The 23,834-nt window shown below is 70.6% G+C and carries 20 protein-coding genes and 1 riboswitch; of the genes, 11 read left to right on the top strand and 9 right to left on the bottom strand.

The window, feature by feature from the left end; all coding sequences use genetic code 11:
- Positions 1 to 20 precede the first annotated feature (20 nt).
- The 4 genes from EDF19_RS02330 to EDF19_RS02315 are packed head-to-tail and all read right to left on the bottom strand — an operon-like array spanning position 21 to position 1,923.
- Positions 21 to 275, bottom strand: coding sequence for a hypothetical protein (locus EDF19_RS02330; RefSeq protein WP_123679312.1), 255 nt, complete (start codon positions 273 to 275; stop codon positions 21 to 23).
- Positions 272 to 754, bottom strand: coding sequence for an FBP domain-containing protein (locus EDF19_RS02325; protein ID WP_181437480.1), 483 nt, complete (start codon positions 752 to 754; stop codon positions 272 to 274). Before EDF19_RS02325 ends, EDF19_RS02330 begins: the two co-directional genes overlap by 4 nt.
- Before the next feature lie 40 nt (positions 755 to 794).
- Complete coding sequence (locus tag EDF19_RS02320; protein ID WP_123679310.1) at positions 795 to 1,535, bottom strand: M56 family metallopeptidase; 741 nt, start codon at positions 1,533 to 1,535, stop codon at positions 795 to 797.
- Between the two features lie 13 nt (positions 1,536 to 1,548).
- Complete coding sequence (locus EDF19_RS02315) at positions 1,549 to 1,923, bottom strand: BlaI/MecI/CopY family transcriptional regulator (RefSeq protein WP_123679309.1); 375 nt, start codon at positions 1,921 to 1,923, stop codon at positions 1,549 to 1,551.
- A gap of 282 nt (positions 1,924 to 2,205) precedes the next feature.
- A riboswitch (glycine riboswitch) is annotated at positions 2,206 to 2,311 on the top strand.
- A gap of 49 nt (positions 2,312 to 2,360) precedes the next feature.
- Between EDF19_RS02315 and gcvT the strand changes: the two genes are divergently transcribed.
- From gcvT to gcvP, 3 genes are read left to right on the top strand one after another with little or no spacing between them, the layout of a single operon-like run.
- Positions 2,361 to 3,464 (top strand): glycine cleavage system aminomethyltransferase GcvT, encoded by a 1,104-nt coding sequence (gene gcvT, locus EDF19_RS02310; protein ID WP_123679308.1) that lies wholly within the window; start codon positions 2,361 to 2,363, stop codon positions 3,462 to 3,464.
- A 4-nt stretch (positions 3,465 to 3,468) separates the two neighbouring features.
- Entirely contained in the window at positions 3,469 to 3,846 is a 378-nt protein-coding gene (gene gcvH / locus EDF19_RS02305; RefSeq protein WP_111084964.1) for a glycine cleavage system protein GcvH, read from the top strand.
- Positions 3,843 to 6,764 carry an aminomethyl-transferring glycine dehydrogenase gene (gcvP, locus tag EDF19_RS02300; RefSeq protein ID WP_123679307.1) on the top strand — a complete coding sequence of 974 codons (2,922 nt, stop codon included), beginning with the start codon at positions 3,843 to 3,845 and terminating at the stop codon, positions 6,762 to 6,764. Before gcvH ends, gcvP begins: the two co-directional genes overlap by 4 nt.
- Positions 6,765 to 6,923: 159 nt before the next feature.
- Here the strand turns inward: gcvP and EDF19_RS02295 are convergent, their stop codons facing one another.
- Positions 6,924 to 8,930, bottom strand: a complete 2,007-nt coding sequence (locus EDF19_RS02295; protein WP_221180604.1) for a S9 family peptidase — start codon at positions 8,928 to 8,930, stop codon at positions 6,924 to 6,926.
- Between the two features lie 319 nt (positions 8,931 to 9,249).
- Between EDF19_RS02295 and EDF19_RS02290 the strand changes: the two genes are divergently transcribed.
- The 3 genes from EDF19_RS02290 (at position 9,250) to EDF19_RS02280 (ending at position 13,876) form a co-directional block, all read left to right on the top strand.
- Entirely contained in the window at positions 9,250 to 11,010 is a 1,761-nt protein-coding gene (locus EDF19_RS02290) for an ABC transporter family substrate-binding protein (protein WP_123679306.1), read from the top strand.
- A 237-nt stretch (positions 11,011 to 11,247) separates the two neighbouring features.
- On the top strand, positions 11,248 to 12,771 hold the full coding sequence (locus EDF19_RS02285; RefSeq protein ID WP_123679305.1) for an ABC transporter permease: 1,524 nt from the start codon (positions 11,248 to 11,250) through the stop codon (positions 12,769 to 12,771).
- Positions 12,772 to 12,850: 79 nt separating this feature from the next.
- The gene (locus tag EDF19_RS02280) at positions 12,851 to 13,876 is read left to right on the top strand and encodes an ABC transporter permease (RefSeq protein ID WP_123679304.1); all 1,026 of its coding nucleotides are present in this window, start codon (positions 12,851 to 12,853) and stop codon (positions 13,874 to 13,876) included.
- A gap of 14 nt (positions 13,877 to 13,890) precedes the next feature.
- On the opposite strand, the gene EDF19_RS02275 is transcribed toward EDF19_RS02280, so the two are convergent.
- Positions 13,891 to 14,520, bottom strand: a complete 630-nt coding sequence (locus EDF19_RS02275; RefSeq protein WP_123679303.1) for a PH domain-containing protein — start codon at positions 14,518 to 14,520, stop codon at positions 13,891 to 13,893.
- A gap of 116 nt (positions 14,521 to 14,636) precedes the next feature.
- Here EDF19_RS02275 and EDF19_RS02270 point away from each other — a divergent pair, with 116 nt between their 5' ends.
- Positions 14,637 to 16,412 (top strand): ABC transporter ATP-binding protein, encoded by a 1,776-nt coding sequence (locus EDF19_RS02270; protein WP_123679302.1) that lies wholly within the window; start codon positions 14,637 to 14,639, stop codon positions 16,410 to 16,412.
- 169 nt (positions 16,413 to 16,581) lie between these two features.
- Here EDF19_RS02270 and EDF19_RS02265 read toward each other — a convergent pair whose 3' ends face one another.
- The 3 genes from EDF19_RS02265 to EDF19_RS02255 all read right to left on the bottom strand — a co-directional run bounded on the left by EDF19_RS02265 (position 16,582) and on the right by EDF19_RS02255 (position 18,632).
- Positions 16,582 to 17,133, bottom strand: a complete 552-nt coding sequence (locus EDF19_RS02265; RefSeq protein WP_123679301.1) for a hypothetical protein — start codon at positions 17,131 to 17,133, stop codon at positions 16,582 to 16,584.
- 194 nt (positions 17,134 to 17,327) lie between these two features.
- On the bottom strand, positions 17,328 to 17,807 hold the full coding sequence (locus EDF19_RS02260) for a peroxiredoxin (RefSeq protein WP_123679300.1): 480 nt from the start codon (positions 17,805 to 17,807) through the stop codon (positions 17,328 to 17,330).
- A 75-nt stretch (positions 17,808 to 17,882) separates the two neighbouring features.
- The gene (locus EDF19_RS02255; protein WP_123679299.1) at positions 17,883 to 18,632 is read right to left on the bottom strand and encodes a CPBP family intramembrane glutamic endopeptidase; all 750 of its coding nucleotides are present in this window, start codon (positions 18,630 to 18,632) and stop codon (positions 17,883 to 17,885) included.
- A gap of 121 nt (positions 18,633 to 18,753) precedes the next feature.
- Between EDF19_RS02255 and typA the strand changes: the two genes are divergently transcribed.
- The 4 genes from typA (at position 18,754) to EDF19_RS02235 (ending at position 23,813) form a co-directional block, all read left to right on the top strand.
- A complete protein-coding gene (typA, locus tag EDF19_RS02250) occupies positions 18,754 to 20,676 on the top strand; it encodes a translational GTPase TypA (RefSeq protein WP_123679298.1) in 1,923 nt (640 codons plus the stop codon).
- 62 nt (positions 20,677 to 20,738) lie between these two features.
- Positions 20,739 to 21,932, top strand: coding sequence for an amidohydrolase (locus EDF19_RS02245; RefSeq protein ID WP_260216856.1), 1,194 nt, complete (start codon positions 20,739 to 20,741; stop codon positions 21,930 to 21,932).
- Between the two features lie 134 nt (positions 21,933 to 22,066).
- Positions 22,067 to 22,609 (top strand): hypothetical protein, encoded by a 543-nt coding sequence (locus EDF19_RS02240; protein ID WP_123679296.1) that lies wholly within the window; start codon positions 22,067 to 22,069, stop codon positions 22,607 to 22,609.
- Positions 22,610 to 22,628: 19 nt separating this feature from the next.
- A complete protein-coding gene (locus EDF19_RS02235; RefSeq protein WP_185022631.1) occupies positions 22,629 to 23,813 on the top strand; it encodes a PIG-L family deacetylase in 1,185 nt (394 codons plus the stop codon).
- The last annotated feature ends 21 nt before the right edge of the window (positions 23,814 to 23,834 follow it).

Raw genomic sequence — 23,834 nt, 5'->3', positions numbered from 1 at the left:
CCGGCGACGAGTGATCGCAGTCAGCCCAGTGCGAGCACCGGCGCCCGGTGGTCCCCGAGCTCGTCGACCTGCCACGGCCGTGCACCACGGAGGGTCAGCCCGATCTGCGTGAGCACGAACCCCACGTGCGGTTCGACGTCGGGGTCCCACGGCCCCTCGACACCGAGGCCGAACGCCCCGAGCTCGTCGTCGGCCTCGTCGCGCAGGGTGAGCCGCCACCGGCCGTCCCCGAGTTCCTCGACGACGGCCCAGCGGGCGGTGCCGAAGCGACTCACGCCGACTTCATGATGTCCGCGGTGAAGTTCTGCACGCGCTGGAGCAGCGATGCGCCGCGCATCGCGATCGTCGCCGGCGGGTTCAGGTGCGGGGGAGCGGTGCGGATGAGCATCGAGCACCCGAGGTCCTCGCAGATGTAGGTGCCGATCGTGTTGCCGTTGCGCCCGGCCTCTCCGGCACGCGGCGCGGAGAACAGCCGGACCTGCGTGGCGGGCTGGGGCGAGTGGCAGAACGAGCACATCGCGGCGATGCCGGCGCGCAGGGACCCGCCCGCCGAGCGGACGACGATGCCGACGGGGCGGTCGTCGATCCAGGACACGATGTACCCACGACGGGCGGCCTGCGGGTCGCGCCAGCCCAGGAACTCGCGCTCGTCCCAGAGCATCTCGTGCAGGCCGGGGATCGGCAGTTGCTCGAGCTCGTCGGGGGTGGCGTTGACGAACGAGGATCGGATGTCGGCTTCGGTCAGTGGCTTCACGGTCCTGACACCATATGCCTCGCCTCCGACACGGGGTAGATCAGGACGACAGCCTGGAGGCGCGGATCGCCCCGAGCGCGCTGCTCTCGTCCGCCACCAGGACCGCCCGGCGCAGGGCGTCGCGTCCGACGCGTCGGGCCGCGGCGTCGTCGGCCGCGAACTCGACGAGCACGCGCGTCGAACGCGCCATGGCGCGCGCGCCCGGCACCCACGGGACCGCACGCTCGATCGATTCGGCGACCCCGACCGCAGCCGCGTGGTGCTGGGTCAGATGGGCGCGTTCGTGGGCGACCACGGCCTCCAGTTCGTCGGTGCGCAACCGGTCTGCCAAGCCGGTGCTGACCAGCACACCGCCGCTCCTGCCCGGCACGGCGCAGGCGAGCGCGTGCTCCGCCTCGACGACGGCGACGGGCGTGCCGTCGATCTCGCGGTGCGGTGCGGTGCCGTCGCGCATCGCACGGCGGACGGCCTCGTGCTCGGGCCCGGGGCGGACGCGGACGGCGACGACGAACGCGACCACCGCGAGCAGGGCGACTCCGACGTTGAAGCCGTGCGTGGGGGACTCGTCGCCGCCGAACACCTCGGTGAGCGGACGGTCCGCGAGGACGACGAGCGCGATGCCCGCGACGAAGCCGACGACGCCGAGCAGGACGGCGAGCGACCAGCACACCAGCGCCGTCCGCGGGCGGTCGATGGTCCAGGCGGACCGGGTCAGGACCCGCGGCGCGAAGACCACCACCGCGAGGGCGAGGACGACGAGGACGATGCCGGTGACGACCACGGGGGACCGCCGGTCAGGAGCGGGCGCGGGCGTCGAGGGCGCGGCGGAGTGCCTCGAGGTCGTCGGAGGCGAGCGACCCGGTGAACTGCAGCAGCGCGGCCTCCCGGTCGGCCGAGGCGGCGAGCGCACTCGACATGAGCGACGCTGTCTGCTCGTCGCGGCTGTGCACGGCGCGGAAGGTCAGCGGGGCGTCGTCGTGCTCCTGCCGTTCCACCTGACCCTTGCGGCCGAGCCGGTCGAGGACGGTCAGCACCGTGGTGAGCGCGGGACGCGGCTCCGGGAAGGCGTCGAGCACCTGGCGTGCCGTGAGGCCGTCGGCTGCGGCGCGGAGCGCGTCGAGCACCGCCTGCTCGAGTTGCCCCCTGGGGCGCGATCGCTGTCCGGCCATCCCCGCATTCTACGAGATGTCGAACGGTGGAACGCGACACACGTTCGTAACGTCTCCCCGGTAGGCTCTCCGCGGACAACTGAACATCTCGGCCGCTCATCCGCCGCGGGAGACGCCGTGCACCGTGCCCTCGGGTACACCGTGCCCTCGGGTACACCGTGCCCTCGGGTACACCGTGCCCTCGGGTACACCGTGCCCTCGGGTACACCGTGCCCTCGGGCACGCGCACGGCACCGAAGGAGCAATCCCCCCGTCAATCTCTCAGGTCCCACACCGCAGCGGACAGGCCACTCTGAAAAGCAGACGCTCGGTCGTCTCGCCCACGGTGAAAGCCGCCGGACCTCACGGGCCGCGGTGAAACTCTCAGGCCCATGACAGAGGGGGAGTTCCACCCGACGATCGTCGTCGGGCCCTGCTGATGCCAGGAGAACTCCGCCATGCGTTCGTCCCCACTCGAGGCTGCTCACGAAGCAGCCGGCGCCACCTTCACCGACTTCGCCGGGTACCGCATGCCCGTGCGCTACTCGTCCGACCTCGCCGAGCACCACGCCGTCCGCCAGGCCGCCGGTGTCTTCGACCTGTCGCACATGGCCGAGATCGGCGTGACCGGCCTCGACGCCGTCGCGTTCCTCGACCACGCGCTCGCCGGGTCGTTCGGCGCGATGCCCCTCGGCCGCGCGAAGTACTCCCTGCTCCTCGCCGAGGACGGCGGCATCCTCGACGACCTCGTCGTGTACCGCACCGACGAGGACGTGTTCCTGGTCGTCGCAAACGCCGCGAACCGCGACGTCGCCGTCGCCGCGCTGTCCGAGCGCACCGACGGCTTCGACGTCGCGGTCTCGGACGACTCGGACAGCACCGCACTCGTCGCGATCCAGGGTCCGGCGGCAGCGGGCACGCTCGACGCCCTCGTCGTCGCCGACCGCCTGCAGCCGGAGACCCCGCTCGACGACCTCGGCTACTACCGAGCGCTGCACGCCCTGTTCGACGGCGCCGAGGTGCTCGTCGCCCGGACCGGGTACACCGGCGAGGACGGCTTCGAGCTGTACAGCGCCCCCGACGTCGCGCCGGCGATCTGGGACGCCCTGCTCGAGGCGGGCGCCGACCGCGGCGTCGTCCCAGCCGGACTCGCAGCGCGGGACACCCTGCGACTCGAAGCGGGCATGCCCCTGTACGGGCACGAACTCAGCACCGACGTCCGACCGGCGCAGGCCGGGCTCGGCCGGGTCGTCGCGAAGCAGGGCGACTTCGTCGGGGCCGCCGGGGTCTCGCCGGCCGAGGACGCACGCGTGCTCGTCGGCCTGGTCACCGAGGGACGCCGGGCTCCCCGCGCCGGGTACGACGTCGTGCTGGACGGGACCGTCGTCGGCACCGTCACCTCCGGCGCACTCTCCCCGACGCTCGGCCACCCCGTCGCGATGGCCTTCGTCGACCCGGCGCTCGCCACCGAGGGACGACTCCTCCACATCGACGTCCGCGGCACGGCCATCCCCAGCACGGTCACCGCGTTCCCCTTCTACCGCCGCGCCACGAAAGGCTGATGTCATGACCGACCAGACCGCACTCCAGTACACGGCCGACCACGAGTGGCTCCTCGTCGAGGGCGACACCGTCACCGTCGGCATCACCGACCACGCCGCCGAGCAGCTCGGTGACGTCGTCTACGTCGAGCTCCCCGCCGTCGGCACCGCCACCACCGCTGGCGAGCAGATCGGCGAGATCGAGTCGACCAAGAGCGTCGGCGAACTCTTCGCGCCGATCGAGGGCGAGGTCGTCGCGGTCAACGACGCCGTGGTCGACGCCCCCGACACGGTCAACCAGGACCCGTTCGGCACCGGCTGGCTCGTCAAGATCAAGGTGGACGGCACGTCCTTCCCCGAGGACCTGATGGACCACGACGCGTACCGGGCGTCCATCGCATGACCGCGTCCGAGAACCTCCAGACATCCTTCGCCGATCGCCACATCGGCACCACCCCGGCCGACCAGCAGGTCATGCTCGACGCCGTCGGGCAGCCGTCGCTCGACGCCCTGGTCCGCGCCGCGATCCCGGAGGCGATCCACGCGGCTCCGCTCCCCGACTCGGTGATCCCGGCCGCCGTCGGCGAGACCGAGGCGCTCGCCGAACTCCGCGCGAAGGCCGGACGCAACACCGTCCGCCGCGCCATGATCGGGCTCGGCTACCACGGCACCCACACGCCCGCGGTGATCCAGCGGAACGTGCTCGAGAACCCGAGCTGGTACACGGCCTACACGCCGTACCAGCCGGAGATCTCCCAGGGCCGGCTCGAGGCACTCATCAACTTCCAGACGATGGTCTCCGACCTGACGGGCATGGCCACCGCCGGCGCCTCGATGCTCGACGAGGGCACCGCCGTGGTCGAGGGGATGCTCCTCGCCCGTCGCGCCTCCAAGGTCAAGGGCGACGCGTTCCTCGTCGACGACGACCTGCTGCCGCAGACCCGTGCACTGCTCGACCACCGCGCGGACGCCGTCGGCATCGAGCTCCGGACGTTCGCGGCCGACGCCGGCCCGAGCGACGACCAGCTCGACGGTGCGTTCGGCGTGATCGTGCAGTACCCGGGCGCCTCCGGTCGTGTCGTCGACCCGTCCTCCGTCATCGAGCGGGTCCACGCAGGTGGTGGCATCGCCGTCGTCGCGGCCGACCTGCTCGCGATGACCCTGCTCGCCAGCCCCGGTGACCTCGGCGCCGACGTCGCCGTGGGGACGAGCCAGCGCTTCGGCGTCCCGCTCGGCTTCGGCGGCCCGCACGCCGGGTACCTCGCCGTCCGTGCCGGTCTCGAGCGCCAGCTGCCCGGTCGCCTGGTCGGGGTGTCCTTCGACGCCGACGGTGCGATGGCCTACCGCCTCAGCCTGCAGACCCGCGAACAGCACATCCGCCGCGAGAAGGCCACCAGCAACATCTGCACCGCGCAGGTCCTGCTCGCCGTGATGGCCTCGATGTACGCGGTCTACCACGGGCCCGAGGGACTCCGCTTCATCGCGAACCGGGTCGCCCGGACCACGACGGCGCTCGCCGCGGTCGCGCGGGACGCCGGCCTCCGGGTGGTGCACGACGCGTACTTCGACACGCTCACCCTGCGGGCCACCGGTCGTGCCGAGGCGATCGTCGCCGCCGCGCAGGACGCCGACTTCCTGCTGCACCAGGTGGACGCGGACACGTTCCAGCTCTCCGTCGACGAGACGACCACCCCCGACGACGTCACCCGACTGGCGGGCGTGTTCGGGGCACCGGACGTGACCGTCCCCGCGACCGAGGCCGCCGTGCGTGACGCGGCCACGGGCCTCCCGGCCGCTCTGCAGCGCGAGAGCGAGTACCTGACGCACCCCGTGTTCAGCGCGCACCGCAGCGAGACCCGCATGATGCGCTACCTCAAGCACCTGGCGGACAAGGACTACGCGCTCGACCGCGGCATGATCCCGCTCGGCAGCTGCACGATGAAGCTCAACGCGGCGACCGAGATGGCCGCAGTGACCTGGCCGGAGTTCGCGAACATCCACCCGTTCGCACCGCGCGGCGACGTCGAGGGCTACCTCGACGTGATCGGCGACCTGGAGTCCTGGCTGGCCGAGGTCACCGGGTACGACACCGTGTCCCTGCAGCCGAACGCCGGCAGCCAGGGCGAGCTCGCCGGACTCCTCGCGATCCGCGGGTACCACCTGGCGAACGGCGACACCGAGCGCACCGTCTGCCTGATCCCGTCGAGCGCGCACGGCACGAACGCCGCATCCGCCGTGCTCGCCGGCATGAAGGTCGTCGTGGTCGCGTGCGACGAGAACGGCAACGTCGACCTCGGCGACCTGCGCGCGAAGACGGAGCAGCACGCCGACACCCTCGCGGCACTGATGATCACGTACCCGTCCACCCACGGGGTCTACGAGCACGACATCCGCGAGATCTGCGACGCGGTGCACGACGCCGGCGGCCAGGTCTACGTCGACGGCGCCAACCTCAACGCCCTGCTCGGCCACGCGCGCTTCGGCGACTTCGGCGGAGACGTCTCGCACCTCAACCTGCACAAGACGTTCTGCATCCCGCACGGCGGCGGCGGCCCGGGTGTCGGTCCGGTCGCGGCGAAGGCCCACCTCGCGCCGTTCCTGCCGGGGCACCCGTTCGCGCAGCAGGCCGACCGCCGGTCGGGTGCGACGTCAGCCGACGCCGACGACCGCCTGGCACACGCCGGCGGTCCGGTCAGCGCCGCACCGTACGGCAGCCCGAGCATCCTGCCCATCACGTGGACCTACGTCCGGATGATGGGGCTCGAGGGGCTGACCCGGGCGACCGAGGCAGCCGTGCTCGGGGCGAACTACATCGCGGCCCGACTGCGCGACGCGTTCCCGGTGCTCTACACGGGCGAGAACGGTCTCGTGGCACACGAGTGCATCCTCGACCTCCGACCGCTGCGCGACACCACGGGCATCACCGTGGACGACGTCGCCAAGCGCCTGGTCGACTACGGCTTCCACGCGCCGACGATGTCGTTCCCGGTCGCCGGCACCCTGATGGTGGAGCCGACCGAGAGCGAGGACCTCGCCGAACTCGACCGGTTCGTGGACGCGATGCTCGCCATCCGCGCCGAGGCCTCGGCGGTCGAACGCGGGGAGTGGCCGGCGGACGACAACCCGCTCGTGCACGCCCCGCACACGGCGTCGTCGGTGATCTCGGGGGAGTGGGCGCACGCCTACACCCGCGAGCAGGCCGTCTACCCGCTGCCCGGCATCAGCGGCCGGAAGTACTGGCCGCCGGTCCGCCGCATCGACCAGGCGTACGGCGACCGCAACCTGGTGTGCGCGTGCCCGCCGGTGGAGGCGTTCGCGTAGCGGGTCGCGTCCTCGACGCACCCACGGACGGACCGGAGGCGCGGTGCCAGCCGGCACCGCGCCTCCAGTCCGTCATCGGGTCGCGTCAGCGACCGTCGCTCAGGCGACCGTCGCTCAGGCGACCGTCGCTCAGACGACCGTCGCTCAGGCGACCGTCGCTCAGGCGACCGTCGTGACCGGCAGGTGCTTCGCCCACCACGCCAGGACGTGCTCGAACCGCTGCACCCGGTGCTGCGGACGGCCCGAGCGGGAGAGCTCGTGGCCCTCACCCGGGAACACCAGGAACGACGCGTCGACCCCGGCGCGCTTCAGCGCGACGAACTGACGGTGCCCCTGCTCGATCGGGCAGCGCCAGTCCTCTTCCGAGTGCGCCACCATGAACGGGATCGTCACCTGGCCCGCGTACGTCAGCGGGCTGCGGCGACGCTGCTCCTCCGGGTCGGCGCCGACGTAGGCGTCCGCGAAGAACCAGCCGATGTCGGAGCTGCCGGCGAAGGAGTCCCACGCGTTCACCGCGCGCTCGCTCCAGGCGGCGGCGAAGCGCTCGCCGTGGTGCGCCGCGACCCAGCTCGTCATGAAGCCGCCGTACGAACCGCCCATGATCCCCACGCGTGCGGCGTCGAGGTCGGGCCGCTCGAGTGCGGCGTCGAGCAGGGCGAGCACGTCGTCGACGTCCACGGTCCCCATCGCGCCGATCACGGCACGACCGTGCTCGAGGCCGTAGCCGCCCGAACCGCGCGGGTTGCCGATGACGACGGCGTAGCCCGCGCTCGCGTAGACCTGGGCCTCGTCGAAGAACGCCCAGGTGTCCTGTCCGAACGGTCCGCCGTGCACGACGCGGAGCACGGGGTGCGGCCCGTCGCCCTCGGGCAGGACCACCCAGCCGTGCACGGGGGTGCCGTCAGCCGAGGTGCCGCTGAGCTCCTCGATGCGGCGGACACCGTCGGCGTCGCGGAGCGGTGCGGCGAGGTCGGTGAGGGTCGTCGGCTCCGCACCGTCGGCCGAAAGGTCGACGAGGGCGACCTCGCCGGGCGAGGACGGCGTGCCGACCGTGGCGAGCAGCAGGTCACCGTCGACGGCGAACCCCGAGACGACGACGTGTCCGCCGAGCACGGTGGGCAGGGCGTCGAGCTGCAGCGGGGTGGTCGTGCCGGCCGGCACCCGTCGGACCGTCGCGGTGCCGCGGTCGAGGACGGTCACCAGGACGTCCTCGCCGTGGAGCTCCGGGCCGCCGTCGACGTCGACGGTCTCGCGCGCGGTCAGGCGGACGGGCGCTGCGGAACCGGTCGGCGCGGTGGTCTCGCCCGCCTCGGGCCGGGCTGCCCAGAGTCCCTCGGGCTCGGCGACGAGTCGCCCCTCGGCGTGCGAGGCGCCCACGTAGTACAGGGTGCCGTCCGGACCGAACACGCTGGCACCGGCAGATCCCTCGGTCCGGACGACGAGCGCGAGGGTGCCGTCGGTGGCGTCGACGCGGTACAGGTCCTCGTCGTGGGTCTCGACCGCGCCGAGGTCACGCGGTGCGGTCACGACCAGCGCGGTGCCGTCCGGGTACCAGGTCGGCGAGCCGAGCGAGCACGGCGCGCTCGTCAGGGCGGTGGTCACGGGTGCGGCGTCACGGTCGGTGACGTCCACGACGACCAGCTGCTGCAGGCGGTCGCCCAGGTACCCGGTGCCGTCGACGTGGAAGTCGAGGCGGGTGATCAGCCGTGGCGCCTCGGCGTCGGCGGCCGGACGGCGATCGGACTCCGGCAGTGCCGAACCGTAGCGGCCCGGCTCCGGGAAGCGGGCGGTGACGGCGACCCGGGTCGAGTCCGGCGACCACACCGGCGCACCGGCGCCGAGGGGCAGCGCGGTGACGACGCGGGCCTCGCCGCCGTCGACGGGGGCGACTGCGAGCTGGGCGTTGCGGCCGCCGTGCTCGTCCGCGACGACGCGGAGGAAGGCGAGCGAGCGACCGTCCGGCGACAGCGTCGGCGCGGAGTCGTGGTCGCCGGCGGTCCAGCGTGCGGTGCCGTCGGCGGTCACCCGTTCGATCGTGGTCCGGTAGGCGTCCTGGTCGAGGTCGGGGCGGGAGACCGTGACGAAGGCGGTCCTGCCGTCGCGCGGGTCGCCGCTGAGCGTCGGGCTGGAGGGGACGTGGAGGTGGGCGATGTGGTTCGAGAGCACGCCTTCACGCTACGGCCAGACACCGTCGGATGCGCCCCGAGCAGGACGTGCGGCGTTCCACGAGCGTTCATCGGGTTCAACCCTCGCCGCAAGACTGTTCAGAATTGCTTGCGGCGTCAAGCGTCTGCGTTGCGTATAGCACCACCAAGACGCAAGTATCCACAGTGTCACGCAAGGATCTGCCACGCACGTTTCCGATGTGTAACAACTTCTCCGGAGATTTTGAGGCCCCTCCGGCACGCACCTATGGTTCTTGCGAACGCGCCGCGGAGCCTTGCCTCCTGCACGTTCGATCACATTCCATCAGGAGGATCACAGAGTGAACATCACCAAGAAGCGGGGACGCCAGCTGCTCGGCGTCGTCGCCCTGGCCGGGGCGGCAGCAATCGCCCTCGCCGGCTGCACCACCTCTCCGAGTGCCAACGAGTCCGGTTCGGCGTCGAACAAGACCATCACCATCGCGCAGGTCAACGAGGTGACGTCGTTCAACTTCAACACCCCCCAGGGCAACCTGGACATGAACGGCATGGTCAACTACATGACCCAGCCGCAGTTCGTGACCCTGGGTCAGGACTACAAGATCACGCCGAACACCGACCTCGGCACGGTCAAGAAGCTCAGCGACGACCCGCTGACGGTCAAGTACACGCTGAACAAGGACGCGAAGTGGTCCGACGGCAAGGCGATCACCTCTGACGACCTCCTCCTCGGCTGGGCGCAGAACTCCGGCTACTACGACTCCGCGACGCAGGACGCCGACGGCAAGGTCACGAGCGGGACGCAGTACTTCTCCCTCGCCGCCGCGGCGCCGTTCCAGACGGAGTACCCGACCGACATCACGGACTCGTCGATCACGCTCAAGTACAAGAGCCCGTACGTCGACTGGAACCTCGTCAACCCGATCCAGTTCCCGGCGCACGTCGTCGCGGACGAGGCCGGCACCACGACCGACGCCCTCCTGAAGGCCCTCAAGGACACCCCCGCGGGTGACGTGAAGGACCCGGCTCCGGCGAACTCGACCCTCAAGAAGGTCGCCGACTTCGTCAACACCGGCTACGACAAGACCAGCCTGCCGAGCGACAAGAAGCTGCTCGTCTCCGGCGGTCCGCTCATGGTCTCCGCCTGGACCCCCAAGCAGTCGATGACCCTCGTGCCGAACCCCGAGTACAAGGGCGACCACAAGGTCAACTTCGGCAAGCTCGTCGTCCGCTTCATCGGTGACGCCAACGCCCAGGTGACGGCGCTCCAGAACGGCGAGGTCGACGCGATCCAGCCGCAGGCCTCCGCCGACACCGTCAAGGCCCTCGACGCCGCCTCCGGCGTCAAGGTCATCGAGGGTGCACAGGTCGCCTACGACCACCTCGACCTGAACTTCGGCGCGTCCGTGTTCAAGGACGAGAACGTCCGCAAGGCATTCCTCCTCACGATCCCGCGTGACCAGATCCTGAAGTCGATCGTCACCCCGATCAACAAGGACGCCAAGGTCCTCGACTCGCAGCTCTACCTGCCGGGCCAGGACGGCTACGACGAGGCCGTCGCCGCGAACGACTCCGACGAGTTCTCGAAGGTCGACATCGCCGAGGCGAAGAAGCTCCTGAACGGCGCCACCCCGTCGGTCAAGATCCTCTACAACACCGAGAACCCGAACCGCGTGGACGCGTTCCAGGCGATCCAGTCCTCGGCTGCCAAGGCCGGCATCAAGGTCGTCGACGGCGGCTCGCCCGACTGGTCCTCGCTCCTCGCGGGTGGCGACTACGACGCCTCGATCTTCGGTTGGGTCAACCCGGGTGCCGGCAACGCCGCGATCCCGCAGCTCTTCCAGACCAACAACGAGGGCAACTACAACAAGTTCGCCAACGAAGAGGCCTCGAAGCTCGCTGTCGAGACGCAGACCACGCTCGACCAGGACAAGCTGGACGAGATGAAGCAGCAGATCGACAAGATCGCGTTCGACGAGGGCTACGGCCTGCCCCTGTTCCAGAGCCCGGGCCTCTTCGCCACGAGCTCGCAGATCAAGGGTGTCAAGTACTTCGGCGGCCAGACGGGCATCGTCTGGAACGTCTGGGACTGGACCAAGTGAGCCTGACCGGTCGCTGATCAGCACCACACACGAGGGGGCGCCGGACTCGATGAGTCCGGCGCCCTCCCGTGAGCCGGGACCCTGCCCGGCACCACCATCGCCGGACACCCCCGGCACCCCGCCGCAGTGCGCGCTCGACGACGACCGCATCGCGGGAACCAGTACTCTTGCTGCTCGGGCCGCCCGATCGGACGACCAGCAGCACGATCCACCACACCGGAGAGGCACCCATCGCCCATGGTGAGTTTCATCGCGAGACGGATCCTCGTCTCGGTCCTCATCCTCATCGCCGCGTCGTTCATCATGTACAACCTGGCGGCGATCGCGGGGAACCCCCTGCAGGACCTCCAGAGCAGCAACTCGCCGAACCGCGACCAGCTCATCGCGGCCCGCGTCGCTGCCCAACACCTCGACGTCATCCCGCCGCTCCGCTGGGGCATCTGGATCACCGGCGTCGGCAAGTGCGTGATCGGGCAGTGTGACCTCGGCACGACGTTCAGCAACCAGCCCGTCGCGCAGCTCCTGCCGCAGGCCGTCGGTTCGACGATCCAGCTGGTGACGTTCTCGTTCATCCTGGCGATCATCTTCGGCATCGGTCTCGGCGTGGTCACCGCGCTCCGCGTCTACTCGGGCTTCGACTACTCGATCACCCTGGTCAGCTTCTTCCTGTACTCGCTGCCGTCGTTCCTGATGGCCGTGCTCCTGAAGTCGTTCATCGCGCTGGACTACAACAACTTCCTGGTCGACCCGAAGATCCCACCGGTCAGCCTCGTGCTCATCGCGATCGTCGTCGGGTTGATCATCCAGCTCGTGGTCGGCGGCATCCTCAAGCGGCGCCTCGTCGTCGGTGCGATCAGCGCCGTCGTGACCGCGGGCATGCTGCTGCTGATGCAGGCGACCGGCTGGTTCACGGACCCGTCGCTCGGCCCGGTCTTCGTCATCTTGTTCAGCGCCGGCATCGGTGTCGCGATGGTCGCGCTGCTCGCCGGCACGAAGAACCGCCGCGCATGGCTCGTCGCGGGGATCAACGTCCTCGTCGCGATCATCTGCTACTTCGCGCTGCAGGGGCTGCTCAACGTCTCGTCCGGCGCGACGATCTTCATCCTCGCCGTCGTCACGGTCCTGGTGGGCCTCGCGTCCGGCTTCTTCGTCGGTGGCCACGACCGCGGCCTGATGATGCGCATCGGTGCGCTGACCGCCTTCCTCAGCGCCGGCGTGATCCTGCTCGACCGCTTCATGCGCTCGTGGATCGACTACACGCAGAACTACGTGTCGCGTCCGATCGCCACGGTCGGTTCGGAGACCCCCGGTCTGACCGGTGACTTCTGGATCAACGGCATCGACACCTACACGCACCTGCTGCTGCCGACGATCTCGCTCCTGCTGATCAGCTTCGCGAGCTACACGCGCTACTCCCGGTCGGGCATGCTCGAGGTCCTCGACCAGGACTACGTGCGCACCGCCCGTGCGAAGGGCCTGCCGGAGCGCACCGTCATCGTGCGCCACGCGCTCCGCAACATGCTGATCCCGATCGCGACCCTCGTCGCGACCGACGTCGGCGCCCTCCTCGGTGGCGCGATCATCACCGAGCGGGTCTTCGCGATCTCCGGCATGGGCAGCCTGTTCAACAGCGGTCTGTCGATCACGGACGTGAACCCGGTGATGGGGTACTTCCTCGTCATCGCGATCACGGCGATCGCGTTCAACTTCCTCGCCGACCTGGCCTACTCGGCCCTCGACCCGCGGGTGCGCGTCCGATGACCGCGCCCACGACGGAGCGCCGCCGCGCCACGAGCGCGGCCGGCCACACCACGGCAGTGCACCCCCAGGAGGACAACCGATGAGCACGCTGCAGGGCGGGGCACCGCTCGAACCCAACATCGGCGACGGCATCGAGACCGGCAACACCCCGGGCTCGCACGAGAAGCAGCTCGGCGAGAGCCAGGGGCGGATCATCCTCCGCCGCTTCCTCGCCAACCGCCTCGCGGTGATCGCGCTGATCGTCTACATCCTGGTGCTGGTGTTCGCCGTCTCGGCGGTCGGTCTCGGACCGATCCCCGGGTGGTGGCACTACGGCTACCGCACGCTGGAGGACCTGCAGAACGGCGGCGCTCCGACGTCGGACCACCCGTTCGGTCAGGACCGCATCGGCAAGGACTACTTCGCCCTCACGATGCGCGGAATCCAGAACTCCGTGCTCGTCATGATCGTGATCGGCGTGTTCGCGACGTTCATCGGTGTCGTCGTCGGCGCCGTCGCGGGCTACTTCCGCGGCACGGTCGACGCGATCCTGATGCGCATCACCGACATCTTCATCGTCATCCCGGCGATCGTGATCGGTGCCGTCGTCGGCAAGACGGCGAACGGCCTCGGCGCGTGGGGGCTGGCGCTCCTGCTCGGCCTGGTCTCGTGGATGGTCATCGCCCGTCTGGTCCGCGCCGAGTTCCTGTCCCTCCGCGAGCGTGAGTTCGTCGAGGCGGCACGGGTCGCCGGTGCGTCCGACGTCCGGATCATCTTCCGGCACATCCTGCCGAACGCCATCGGCGTGATCATCGTCTCCGCGACGCTGCTCATCGCCTCGGCGATCCTGCTCGAGACGGCCCTGAGCTACCTCGGCTACGGCATCAAGGCGCCGGACTCGTCCCTCGGTCTGCTCATCAGCCAGAACCAGTCGGCGTTCCAGACCCGTCCGTACCTGTTCTGGTGGCCGGCGTCGTTCATCGTGCTGCTCGCGCTGTGCGTGAACTTCATCGGCGACGGGCTGCGCGACGCGTTCGACCCCCGCTCGAAGCGGTTCAGCCTGCGCAAGACGCGCGAGGCGAAGGGGCCGGAGAACACCTCCGGCTCGGAGATGATCAGCGCGTGACGTCCCCCCGTGTCCTAGCGAGCGGCGATGGCGAACCAGCCACCGACGCCGGTCGCGACGAGCAGCGCGATCGACACCCAGTGCAGGCGCACCGGCACCTGCACGGTGTCGGCCGCGCCGAGCTCGATCGCGTCGCGCTCGCGCAGGGCGTCCCAACGGTGCCGGACCAGGTAGGCGGCGTCACCGGACGACGTGGACAGCAGGTCGCCAGCACGGCGGTTGCCGTCCTCGGCGTCGGGGACGACCCGGCCGTGGCGCTGGTTCTGCCGGCGGGCCAGGGCGACACCGGCACGACCCGGCGCCGGGGCGGCCCACACGGACACCCGACGGTTCGGCGTGACGAGCGTCAGGGCGAACCGGGTGTCGACGTGCACGAGCGCCGACCAGGGCACGTGCACGGTGTGGAAGACGTTGACGACCTCGATGCCGTCGTCGTCGATCGTCATCCGCGGACGCCAGAGCGCCACCCAGCCGAGCAGGACGCCGAACGCCGTCGGCACGAGCGCCAGGACGCGGGCCTGCCAGGTCTGGTCGTTCAGCACCGTCGTGACGAGGAGCAGGGCCACGATCGCCCAGAGGGCGATCGCCAGGCCACGGTTGAACTGGGACACGAAGACATCGCGCGTCGTCGGGGAGGCAGGCATGCCTCCATCGTCGCAGGTCGGGGCCCCCACGCCCGACGCCTGCACCCCCGCCGTCAGCGCACCTCCACCACCACCCACGCGGCCGTCACGAACGGCCGGGAAAGGACCGGACGTCGTTGAGCACGCCCGCCTCCGCGGCCACCACCCCGGCCGCCACAAGCACCCCCGTCGTCAAGGTCTCCGGACTCGACGTCGACTTCGCGGTCGACGACGTCTGGACCCCCGCGGTCAAGCAGCTGTCCTACGAGATCCAGTCGGGCGAGGTCCTCGCCCTGGTGGGTGAGTCCGGCTCCGGCAAGTCCGTCAGCTCGATGTCGATCCTCGGACTCCTGCCCCGGAACGCCCGCGTGAACGGCTCGATCGAGTTCCAGGGCACCGAGCTCCTCGGGCTCCGGTCCGCGCAGCTCCGTGAGTACCGCGGCAAGGAGATCGCGGTGATCTTCCAGGAGCCGATGACCGCGCTGAACCCGGTGTTCACCGTCGGGTCGCAGATCGTCGAGACACTGCGCATCCACTACGGCATCTCGCCGAGCGAGGCGAAGGGCCGAGCGATCGAGCTCCTGACCCTCGTCGAGATGCCCGACCCGCAGAAGGCGTTCGACTCGTACCCGCACCAGCTCTCCGGTGGGCAGCGGCAGCGCGCGATGATCGCCCAGTCGATCTCCTGCGACCCGAAGCTCCTCATCGCCGACGAGCCGACGACGGCCCTCGACGTGACCGTGCAGGCCGAGATCCTCGACCTCATCCGCGACCTGGCCGGCAAGCTCGGCAGCGCGGTCCTGCTGATCACCCACGACATGGGCGTCGTCGCCGACCTCGCCGACCGCATCGTCGTGATGCAGCAGGGCATCGCCGTCGAGACCGGCACGGTCCGCGACGTCTTCGCGGCGCCGCAGCACCCGTACACGCAGACGCTGCTCGACGCAGTGCCCCGCCTCGGCCAGGCCGGTGACGTCGTCATCGACCTCACGGAGACGCTCGAGGCGGTCGTCGAGCACGACAGCCCCGTGCACGTCAACGAGACGGTCACCCACACGGACGTCGTCTCGACGCTCGGCCCGGCGGTCCTGGAGTTCAAGGACGTCGTCATCGAGTACCCGGGTCGCGGTCGCGTCAAGGCGTTCCGCGCCATCGACGGCGTCGACCTGACCGTCCACGAGGGCGAGGTCGTCGGCCTGGTCGGTGAGTCGGGTTCCGGCAAGTCGACGCTCGGCCGTGCCGCGATCGGTCTGCTCCCGATCACGTCGGGGTCGCTCGACGTGACCGGCGTCGACCTGTCGAAGCCGACCCGTTCGCTCGTCCGCCAGGTGCACCAGAACGCCGGCATCGTGTTCCAGGACCCGTCGTCGTCGCTCAACCCGCGCATGACGATCGGGCAGTCGATCGGCGAGCCGCTCCTGCTCGGCAAGGGCATGAAGGGCCGCGAGCTCGAGCGCGAGGTCGAGTCCCTGCTCGAGGCCGTCCGGCTCCCCACGGCGTACTCGACCCGCTTCCCGCACGAGCTCTCCGGTGGGCAGAAGCAGCGCATCGGCATCGCCCGTGCGTTGGCGCTCCGGCCGAAGCTGCTCATCGCGGACGAGCCGACGTCGGCCCTCGACGTGTCGGTGCAGGCCACCGTCCTCGAGCTGCTGAAGGACCTGCAGCGCGAGTTCAACTTCGCCTGCCTGTTCGTGACGCACGACCTGGCGGTCATCGACGTGCTGGCGGACCGCATCGCGGTGCTCCACCACGGTCACCTCGCCGAGGTCGGCACGCGTGACCAGATCCTGCGCGACCCGCAGGACCCGTACACGCAGCGACTCATCGCCGCGGTGCCGCTGCCGGACCCGGACGTCCAGCGCGAGCGTCGCGAGCTGCGTCGCCAGATCCTGGCGGCGGGCTCGGACGAGTAGCCGCACGCGCACATCGTGAGCAGGAATGGTCGGGTCCCGTGACGGGGCCCGACCATTCCTGCTCACCGAGTGTGCGACCGCACGACGCGCGACCGCACGACCGCACGACCCGGCCTGGAGGCGCGGGGTGCGTCCGGCGCACCGCCGACGGACCGCGGGTGGCCGGCTCTCAGAGCCGCGCGGCCGCCATCGACGCGGCCACACCGAGCACGACCATCGCGAGGACCGTCCACCCGTGGGTGCGATGCGTGACGGGTGCGGCGTCGACGGTCGCCGGGGGCGGGCCGTCCTGCGCGACCGGCGCGGGCACGAGGGCCCGGATGCGCGTGGCCGCAGCCTCGACGTCGACGCGATCCGTGCCTCCCGGCTGCCCTGCTCTGCTGATCGCGAGCCGCGCCGTCGGACGCGTGGCGATCCAGACGCGGCGGACGCCCTCGCTCGAGACGACCTCGATGCCGTACTTGGTCCGGACGTCGGTGACCCGGCGCCAGGCGTAGGTGCTGGTGCGCCGGACGTCGACGATGCGCAGGTGCTCGGGCGTCAGCTCGATCCGCGGACGCCAGAGGACGGCCCACGCAACGAACGCGACGCAGATGCTCGGGATCGGGACGAGCCAGGGGGAGCCGCCGCCGACCAGGGCGAGGGGGACGAGCACCACCGCGGCGGCCCAGAGGACGAGGGCCAGGACGCGCAGACCCGGGGCGACGATGGTGGTGTTCACCGGACGAGGTTACGAGATGCCTCCCCGGGAACGCCCGGGGAGCGGGTGTGACACACCAGCGCGTATCTCCGGACGACCCGATTTCCCGGGGAGGCAGATCCTTTCTGGACCTCTCGTGCCGTCAATGGTCGTCGCCCCCAGTTCGGGTGTCAATACCCCATCGCGACGGATTCGTGGGAAGGCCACGCCGGGGACTACGAGACGAGCAGTTCGATCTGCGCGCGGATGGTCTCGGCCTTCGGGAACCGCAGTCCGACGAGGCCGACGTGCCGCCAGCGCACGACGCCGTCGGGGCCGATCACGAAGACGGACCGGCGGAGTCCGATGCCGGGAGCACGCACCCCGTAGTCGCGGATGACGCTGCCGGAGGTGTCGCTCAGCAGGGGGAAGGTGAGGGACGAGCCGCGGGCGAAGGTCTCGTGGGAGTCGAGGGCCTGCGGGCTGACACCCCAGACGACGGCGCCGAGGTCGTCGAACTCGTCGAGTTCCGCTTGGTAGCTGCAGAGCTGCGCGGTGCAGACGGCCGTCGCGTCACCCGGGTAGAACGCGAGCACGACGGTGCGGCCGATCTCCGAGGACAGGTCGTACTCGTCGTCGGTGCGGACGCCGTCGCGGACGATCATCCCGGGCAGGGTGAACGTGGGCGCGGACTCGCCGACCTCGGGGATGCTCATGTGCTCACGGTAGGGCTGCCGGGTGTGTGCGGTGCGTCGCCGCGCTGTGTGCGGGCTGTGGATGCGCTCCGTGGCCTACGAGAACAGCTGGGGGAAGGCGTGCGCCACCCAGGGGTAGCCGACGAACACCGCGGCGTCGAGCAGGCAGTGCGTGACGATCAGGGGCATCAGCCGGCCCCACTTCGTGTAGATCCAGCCGAACGCGATGCCCATCACCGCGTTGCCGAGGAAGGCGCCGAAGCCCTGGTAGAGGTGGTAGCTGCCGCGGAGCAGTGCGGTCGACAGGATCATCTGCCAGCGCCCCCATCCGAGGTCACCGAGCCGGGCGTAGAGGTACCCGATCACGATCACCTCCTCTTGCAGCCCGGACCGGATCGCCGAGAGCAGCAGGACCGGCACCGTCCACCAGTACGAGTTCAGGGCGGCGGGGTCGACGTTCACCGTGATGCCGAGCGCGCGCCCGGCGAAGTACAGGCCGAGCCCCGGGATCCCGATGCAGAGGGCGATGAGCGCCGGGCCGCCCAGGTCGGGCTTCACGCGGAACCGGTCGATGCCGAGTCGGGACAGGTGCGGGCGCGTCGTGCTCCAGAGCAGGTAGCAGACGAGCGCGACGGGAGCCAGGTCCACCGCGATGCCGAGGAGCTGGCGGGCGAGGTCGACGTACTGCACCGTGGTCGACGAGGTGTTCAGCGCCGTCGACTGCTCACCGAGGGGGGTCGTCTGGGACAGGTCGTCGATGATCTGCAGGATCGAGTAGAGCGCGCTGGCACCGAGCGAGAGGAGCAGCACGATCGTGATCTCGACCCACGTTCGCCGTCGGCTCATGCGCTGTACTCCTGTCGGTTGCGAACTACCGGTAGACTGGCGTGTCGGGCGTTCTGCCCGCGGGTGCGGTGCCGTCAAATCACTGGCCCGACACTCTCCCAGAAATTGAAGGATGTCCTGTATGGCGCTCGCCACCCGGTCCGACCTGCGCAACGTCGCCATCGTGGCACACGTCGACCACGGCAAGACCACCCTCGTCGACGCGATGCTCACGCAGACCAACTCGTTCGACGCCCACTTCGAGGGCGAAGACCGCATGATGGACTCGAACGACCTCGAGCGCGAGAAGGGCATCACGATCCTCGCGAAGAACACGTCGGTGCTCTACAACGGGAAGCACGCGACCGAGTTCGGCTCGGACGGCCCCATCACCATCAACGTGATCGACACCCCGGGTCACGCCGACTTCGGTGGCGAGGTCGAGCGCGGCCTGTCCATGGTCGACGGCGTCGTGCTCCTGGTCGACGCGTCCGAGGGCCCGCTGCCCCAGACCCGCTTCGTGCTCCGCAAGGCCCTCGCCGCGAAGCTCCCGGTGATCCTGCTCGTCAACAAGACGGACCGCCCCGACTCCCGCATCGACGAGGTCGTCTCCGAGTCCCAGGACCTGCTCCTCGGCCTCGCGTCCGACCTGTCGGACGAGGTCGACGACCTCGACCTCGACGCCATCCTCGACGTGCCCGTGGTCTACGCCTCGGGTCGTGCCGGTGCCGCGTCGCGCAACAAGCCGGCCGACGGCTCGCTGCCCGACAACGACGACCTCGAGCCGCTGTTCGAAGCGATCCTCCAGCACGTCCCCGCGCCGAAGTACGACGACCAGCACCCGCTGCAGGCCCACGTCACCAACCTCGACGCGTCGCCGTTCCTCGGCCGCCTCGCGCTGCTCCGCATCTTCCACGGCACCATGAAGAAGGGCCAGACGGTCGCGTGGGTCAAGCACGACGGCACCGTCGCGAACGCCCGCATCACCGAGCTCCTCATCACGAAGGCCCTCGAGCGCTACCCGGCCGAGTCGGCTGGCCCCGGTGACATCGTCGCCGTCGCCGGCTTCGACACGATCACCATCGGTGAGACGCTGACCGACCCCGAGGACGTCCGCCCGCTGCCGACCATCACGGTCGACGACCCGGCGATCTCGATGACGATCGGCACGAACACCAGCCCGCTCGTCGGCAAGGTCAAGGGCCACAAGCTCACCGCCCGCATGGTCAAGGAGCGCCTCGACCGCGAGCTCATCGGCAACGTCTCGCTCAAGGTCCTCGACATCGGTCGCCCCGATGCCTGGGAGGTCCAGGGCCGTGGTGAGCTCGCGCTCGCCATCCTGGTCGAGCAGATGCGTCGTGAGGGCTTCGAGCTCACCGTCGGCAAGCCGCAGGTGGTCACGAAGCGTGACGACAACGGCAAGCTGCTGGAGCCGTACGAGCACATGACGATCGACACGCCGGAGGAGTACCTCGGCGCGATCACGCAGCTCATGGCCGCTCGCAAGGGCCGCATGGAGAACATGACGAACCACGGCACCGGCTGGGTGCGCATGGAGTTCATCGTCCCGTCGCGCGGCCTGATCGGCTTCCGCACGTCGTTCCTGACCGAGACCCGCGGCACCGGCATCGCCAACGCGATCTCGCACGGCTACGACGAGTGGGCCGGCCCGATCCAGACCCGCATCAACGGCTCGATCGTCTCCGACCGCTCGGGTGTCGTCACGCCGTTCGCCATCACGAACCTCCAGGAGCGGATGACGTTCTTCGTCAACCCCACCGAAGAGGTCTACGAGGGCATGGTCATCGGTGAGAACTCGCGCGCCGACGACATGGACGTGAACATCACCAAGGAGAAGAAGCTCACGAACATGCGTTCGGCGAACGCCGACTCCTTCGAGTCGATGACGCCGTCGCGCCAGCTCTCGCTGGAGGAGTGCCTGGAGTTCGCCCGCGAGGACGAGTGCGTCGAGGTCACCCCCGACGCCGTGCGCATCCGCAAGGTCGAGCTCGACGCGCAGGCTCGCCAGCGCTCGTACGCCCGCCTGAAGCGTCAGGACGCGTAAGCGACGACCCGGCGCGACATCCGTCGCGTGACCTGAGGAGGTCGGGGGTTACGGTGGACACCGTGACTCTCGACCTCCTCTCGCTGTACCAGGACCTGCACGCCCACCCCGAGCTCGGTTTCCAGGAGCACCGCACCGCCGGCATCGTCGCCGACCGGCTCGCGGAGATCGGTGGCATCGAGGTGACCACCGGCGTCGGTGGCACCGGTGTCGTCGGTGTCCTGTCGAACGGCGAGGGCCCGGTGGTCTGGCTCCGTGCCGACATGGACGGTCTGCCCGTCCAGGAGCGCACCGGCCTGCCGTACGCCAGCGAGCACCGCGGCACCGACGAGGACGGCAACGACGTCCCGACGATGCACGCCTGCGGCCACGACATCCACGTCACCTGGCTCCTCGGCACCCTCGAGCGCCTCGTCGCCACCACCGCGGACTGGCAAGGCACCGTCGTCGCGGTGTTCCAGCCCGCCGAGGAAGTGATCTCCGGCGCCCGCGCGATGGTCGAGGACGGCCTGGTGAACCGGTTCCCGAAGCCCGACGTCGTGCTCGGGCAGCACTCCGCGCCGGCTCCCGTGGGCATCGTCGCGGTCGGCACCGGCCCGGTGATGGCGTCGAGCGACCGTCTGACCGTGACCTTCAACGGCCGTGGTGCGCACGGTTCCGCGCCCCAGGCCTCCCTCGACCCGATCGTGACCGCGGCGTCGGCGGTCGTTCGGCTGCAGACCGTCGTCTCCCGCGAGGTCTCGCCGAGCGACGCCGGCGTCGTGACCGTCGGCAGCTTCCACGCGGGCAGCCGGGCGAACATCATCCCCGACCAGGCCGTCATCGAGATCTCGACCCGTGCCCGCAACGAGGAGACCCGCGCGCGGATCATCGCCTCGATCGAGCGGATCGTCCGCGCCGAGAGCGATGCCGGCGGTCTGCCCGAACCGACGATCGTCCGGTCGCCCGGCGCCGAGGTGACCGTCAACGACCCCGCGTCCGCCGCCGTCGTCCTCGAGGCCATCCGTGCGGAGGTCCCCGGTGCACGCGACCTGGAGATCGGGCTGGCGATGGCGTCCGAGGACGTCGGGCAGCTCGCCACCGCATCGGGAGCGCCGCTCGTGTACTGGTTCACGGGCATCACCGACCCGGAGCTGTTCCGTCGCGGCGAGGAGATCCCGAGCAACCACTCGCCGTTCTACGCGCCGCAGGCCGAGACCGCGATCCCGGTGGGGGTCGACGCGCTGGTGGCCGCCACGCGCGCGTACGTCGCCTGACGTCCGTCCGAGCCGGCCCTGCGGGGCGGACGGGAGGCGCGGGGCGGCCCCGCCGCGCGCGTGACGGTCCCGGGGACAGGACGTTCACAGCCAACTCGCCCCGGGCCTCCCGGCTCACCCGTTACGGTCGCGACATGCGTTCCCTCCGTACCCCGCTGATCGCCGCCGTCGCCGCCGGCATCGCCCTGGCCGGACTGACCGGCTGCTCGACCGACGCCGTCCAGCAGGCCACCGACCTCGGATCCTCCGTCGCGTCGAACGTCGCCGACGGAGTCGCCGGCATCGACGGCAAGGCGATCCAGGACGGCATGTCCTCGGTCGCCGGCGGCATCGACGGCGCGCTCGACACGGCGCTCAAGGGTTCGAACGTGACCTCGGACGGCAAGGCGCCCGACGGGTTCCCGTCGTCGGACGTCCCGCTCGTCGACGGCACGGTGCTCGGCGGGGGAGCGGGGCCGAACGGCTCCGGGTGGGTCGTGCAGGTCCGGGCGGGTTCCGTCGACGACTTCGCGACGGCGGCGCAGCAGCTCACCGACGCCGGGTACACCGAGTCCGCGAAGCGTGCCGACACGTCGAGTGCGTTCGGCATGTTCCGGAGCGACGGGTACCGCGTGGTGCTCACCTTCTCGGACGGCGATGACGGCGTCACCGCGACGTACATCGTCACGACCCGCTAGTCCCGTACCCTTGGGGGCGATGTCGAAGGCCCCCGTCACCCGCGCCGAGCGCGTCCTGTTCGTGCACGCCCACCCCGACGACGAGACGCTGTCGTCCGGTGGCACGATCGCCACCCTCCTGGAGCTCGGTGCCGAGGTGACCGTGCTCACGGCGACCCGCGGTGAGCGCGGGGAGATGCTCACCGAGCAGCTCGCCCCGCTCGCCGGCGACGGCCCCCGGGTCGCGCGCCACCGGGAGACCGAGATCGCCGCGGCGCTCGCTGCCCTCGGCGGTCCCGCGCACCTCTGGCTCGGCGGCCGCGGCGCCCGTCCGACCGACCTGCCCGAACGTCGCTACGTCGACTCCGGCATGCGCTGGGGAGACGACGGACGCGCGGTCGCGGCCGAGGACGCCCCGGCCGACTCGCTCACCGCCGCGGACCTCGGCGAGGTCGTCGACGACATCCGCGCCGCGATCCGCTCGACCGGCGCCGACGCCGTCGTGAGCTACGCCGACGACGGCGGGTACGGCCACCCGGACCACGTCCGCGTCCACCACGCGGCCCAGTACGCCGCCAAGGCCGAGGACGTCGCCTTCTCGATGATCGTCGACCCGGAGTCCGGCGCGGCGGACGTCACGGTCGACGTCCTGCCCGTGCGGGCGAAGGTCCGCGCCGCCGTCGAGCAGTACCGCTCGCAGGTCGCCGTCGACCCCGTCGACCCGGCGGACCCGACGGCGTTGTCGTGGGTGATGCCGCACGGTGTCCGGCAGCACGCACCGTCCGTCGAGGCGTTCCGCCACGGCACCGAACCGCAGGCCCCGGCCCCGCAGACCTACGCCGAGATGTCCGGGCAGGGCAAGGCGACCGCCGTGGTGGTGGCGCTCCTGCTCGGTCTCGTCGCGGGCGGCCTCGGCACCGTGACGCACCAGCAGACGCTCGGCTCGTTCCCGGTCGGCATGGTGCTGACCACCCTGATCGTGCTCGGGCTGACGGTCGGGGTCCGGCTCGTCTACCGTTCGCGGGCGATGGTCGCGGCGATCGGCATCGGCGTCATCGTCGCCACCCAGGTGCTCGTGTCCGTCGGCGGCCAGAGTTCCCCGCTCGTGCTCGCGAACGCCGCCGGGTACGTCTGGACGTTCGCCCCCGCCGTGATCGCCGCGCTCGTGCTGGCGTGGCCGGACCTGTCGGGGCTGCGGTCCCGGACCGCCCCCGGCCGCGAGTAGACTCGAACCCGCTCGTCGAAG

It is taken from the genome of Curtobacterium sp. PhB115, from assembly GCF_003752025.1.
In the GTDB taxonomy this organism is placed as follows: Bacteria; Actinomycetota; Actinomycetes; order Actinomycetales; family Microbacteriaceae; genus Curtobacterium.
This window is presented reverse-complemented; position numbering and strand designations above follow the sequence as displayed.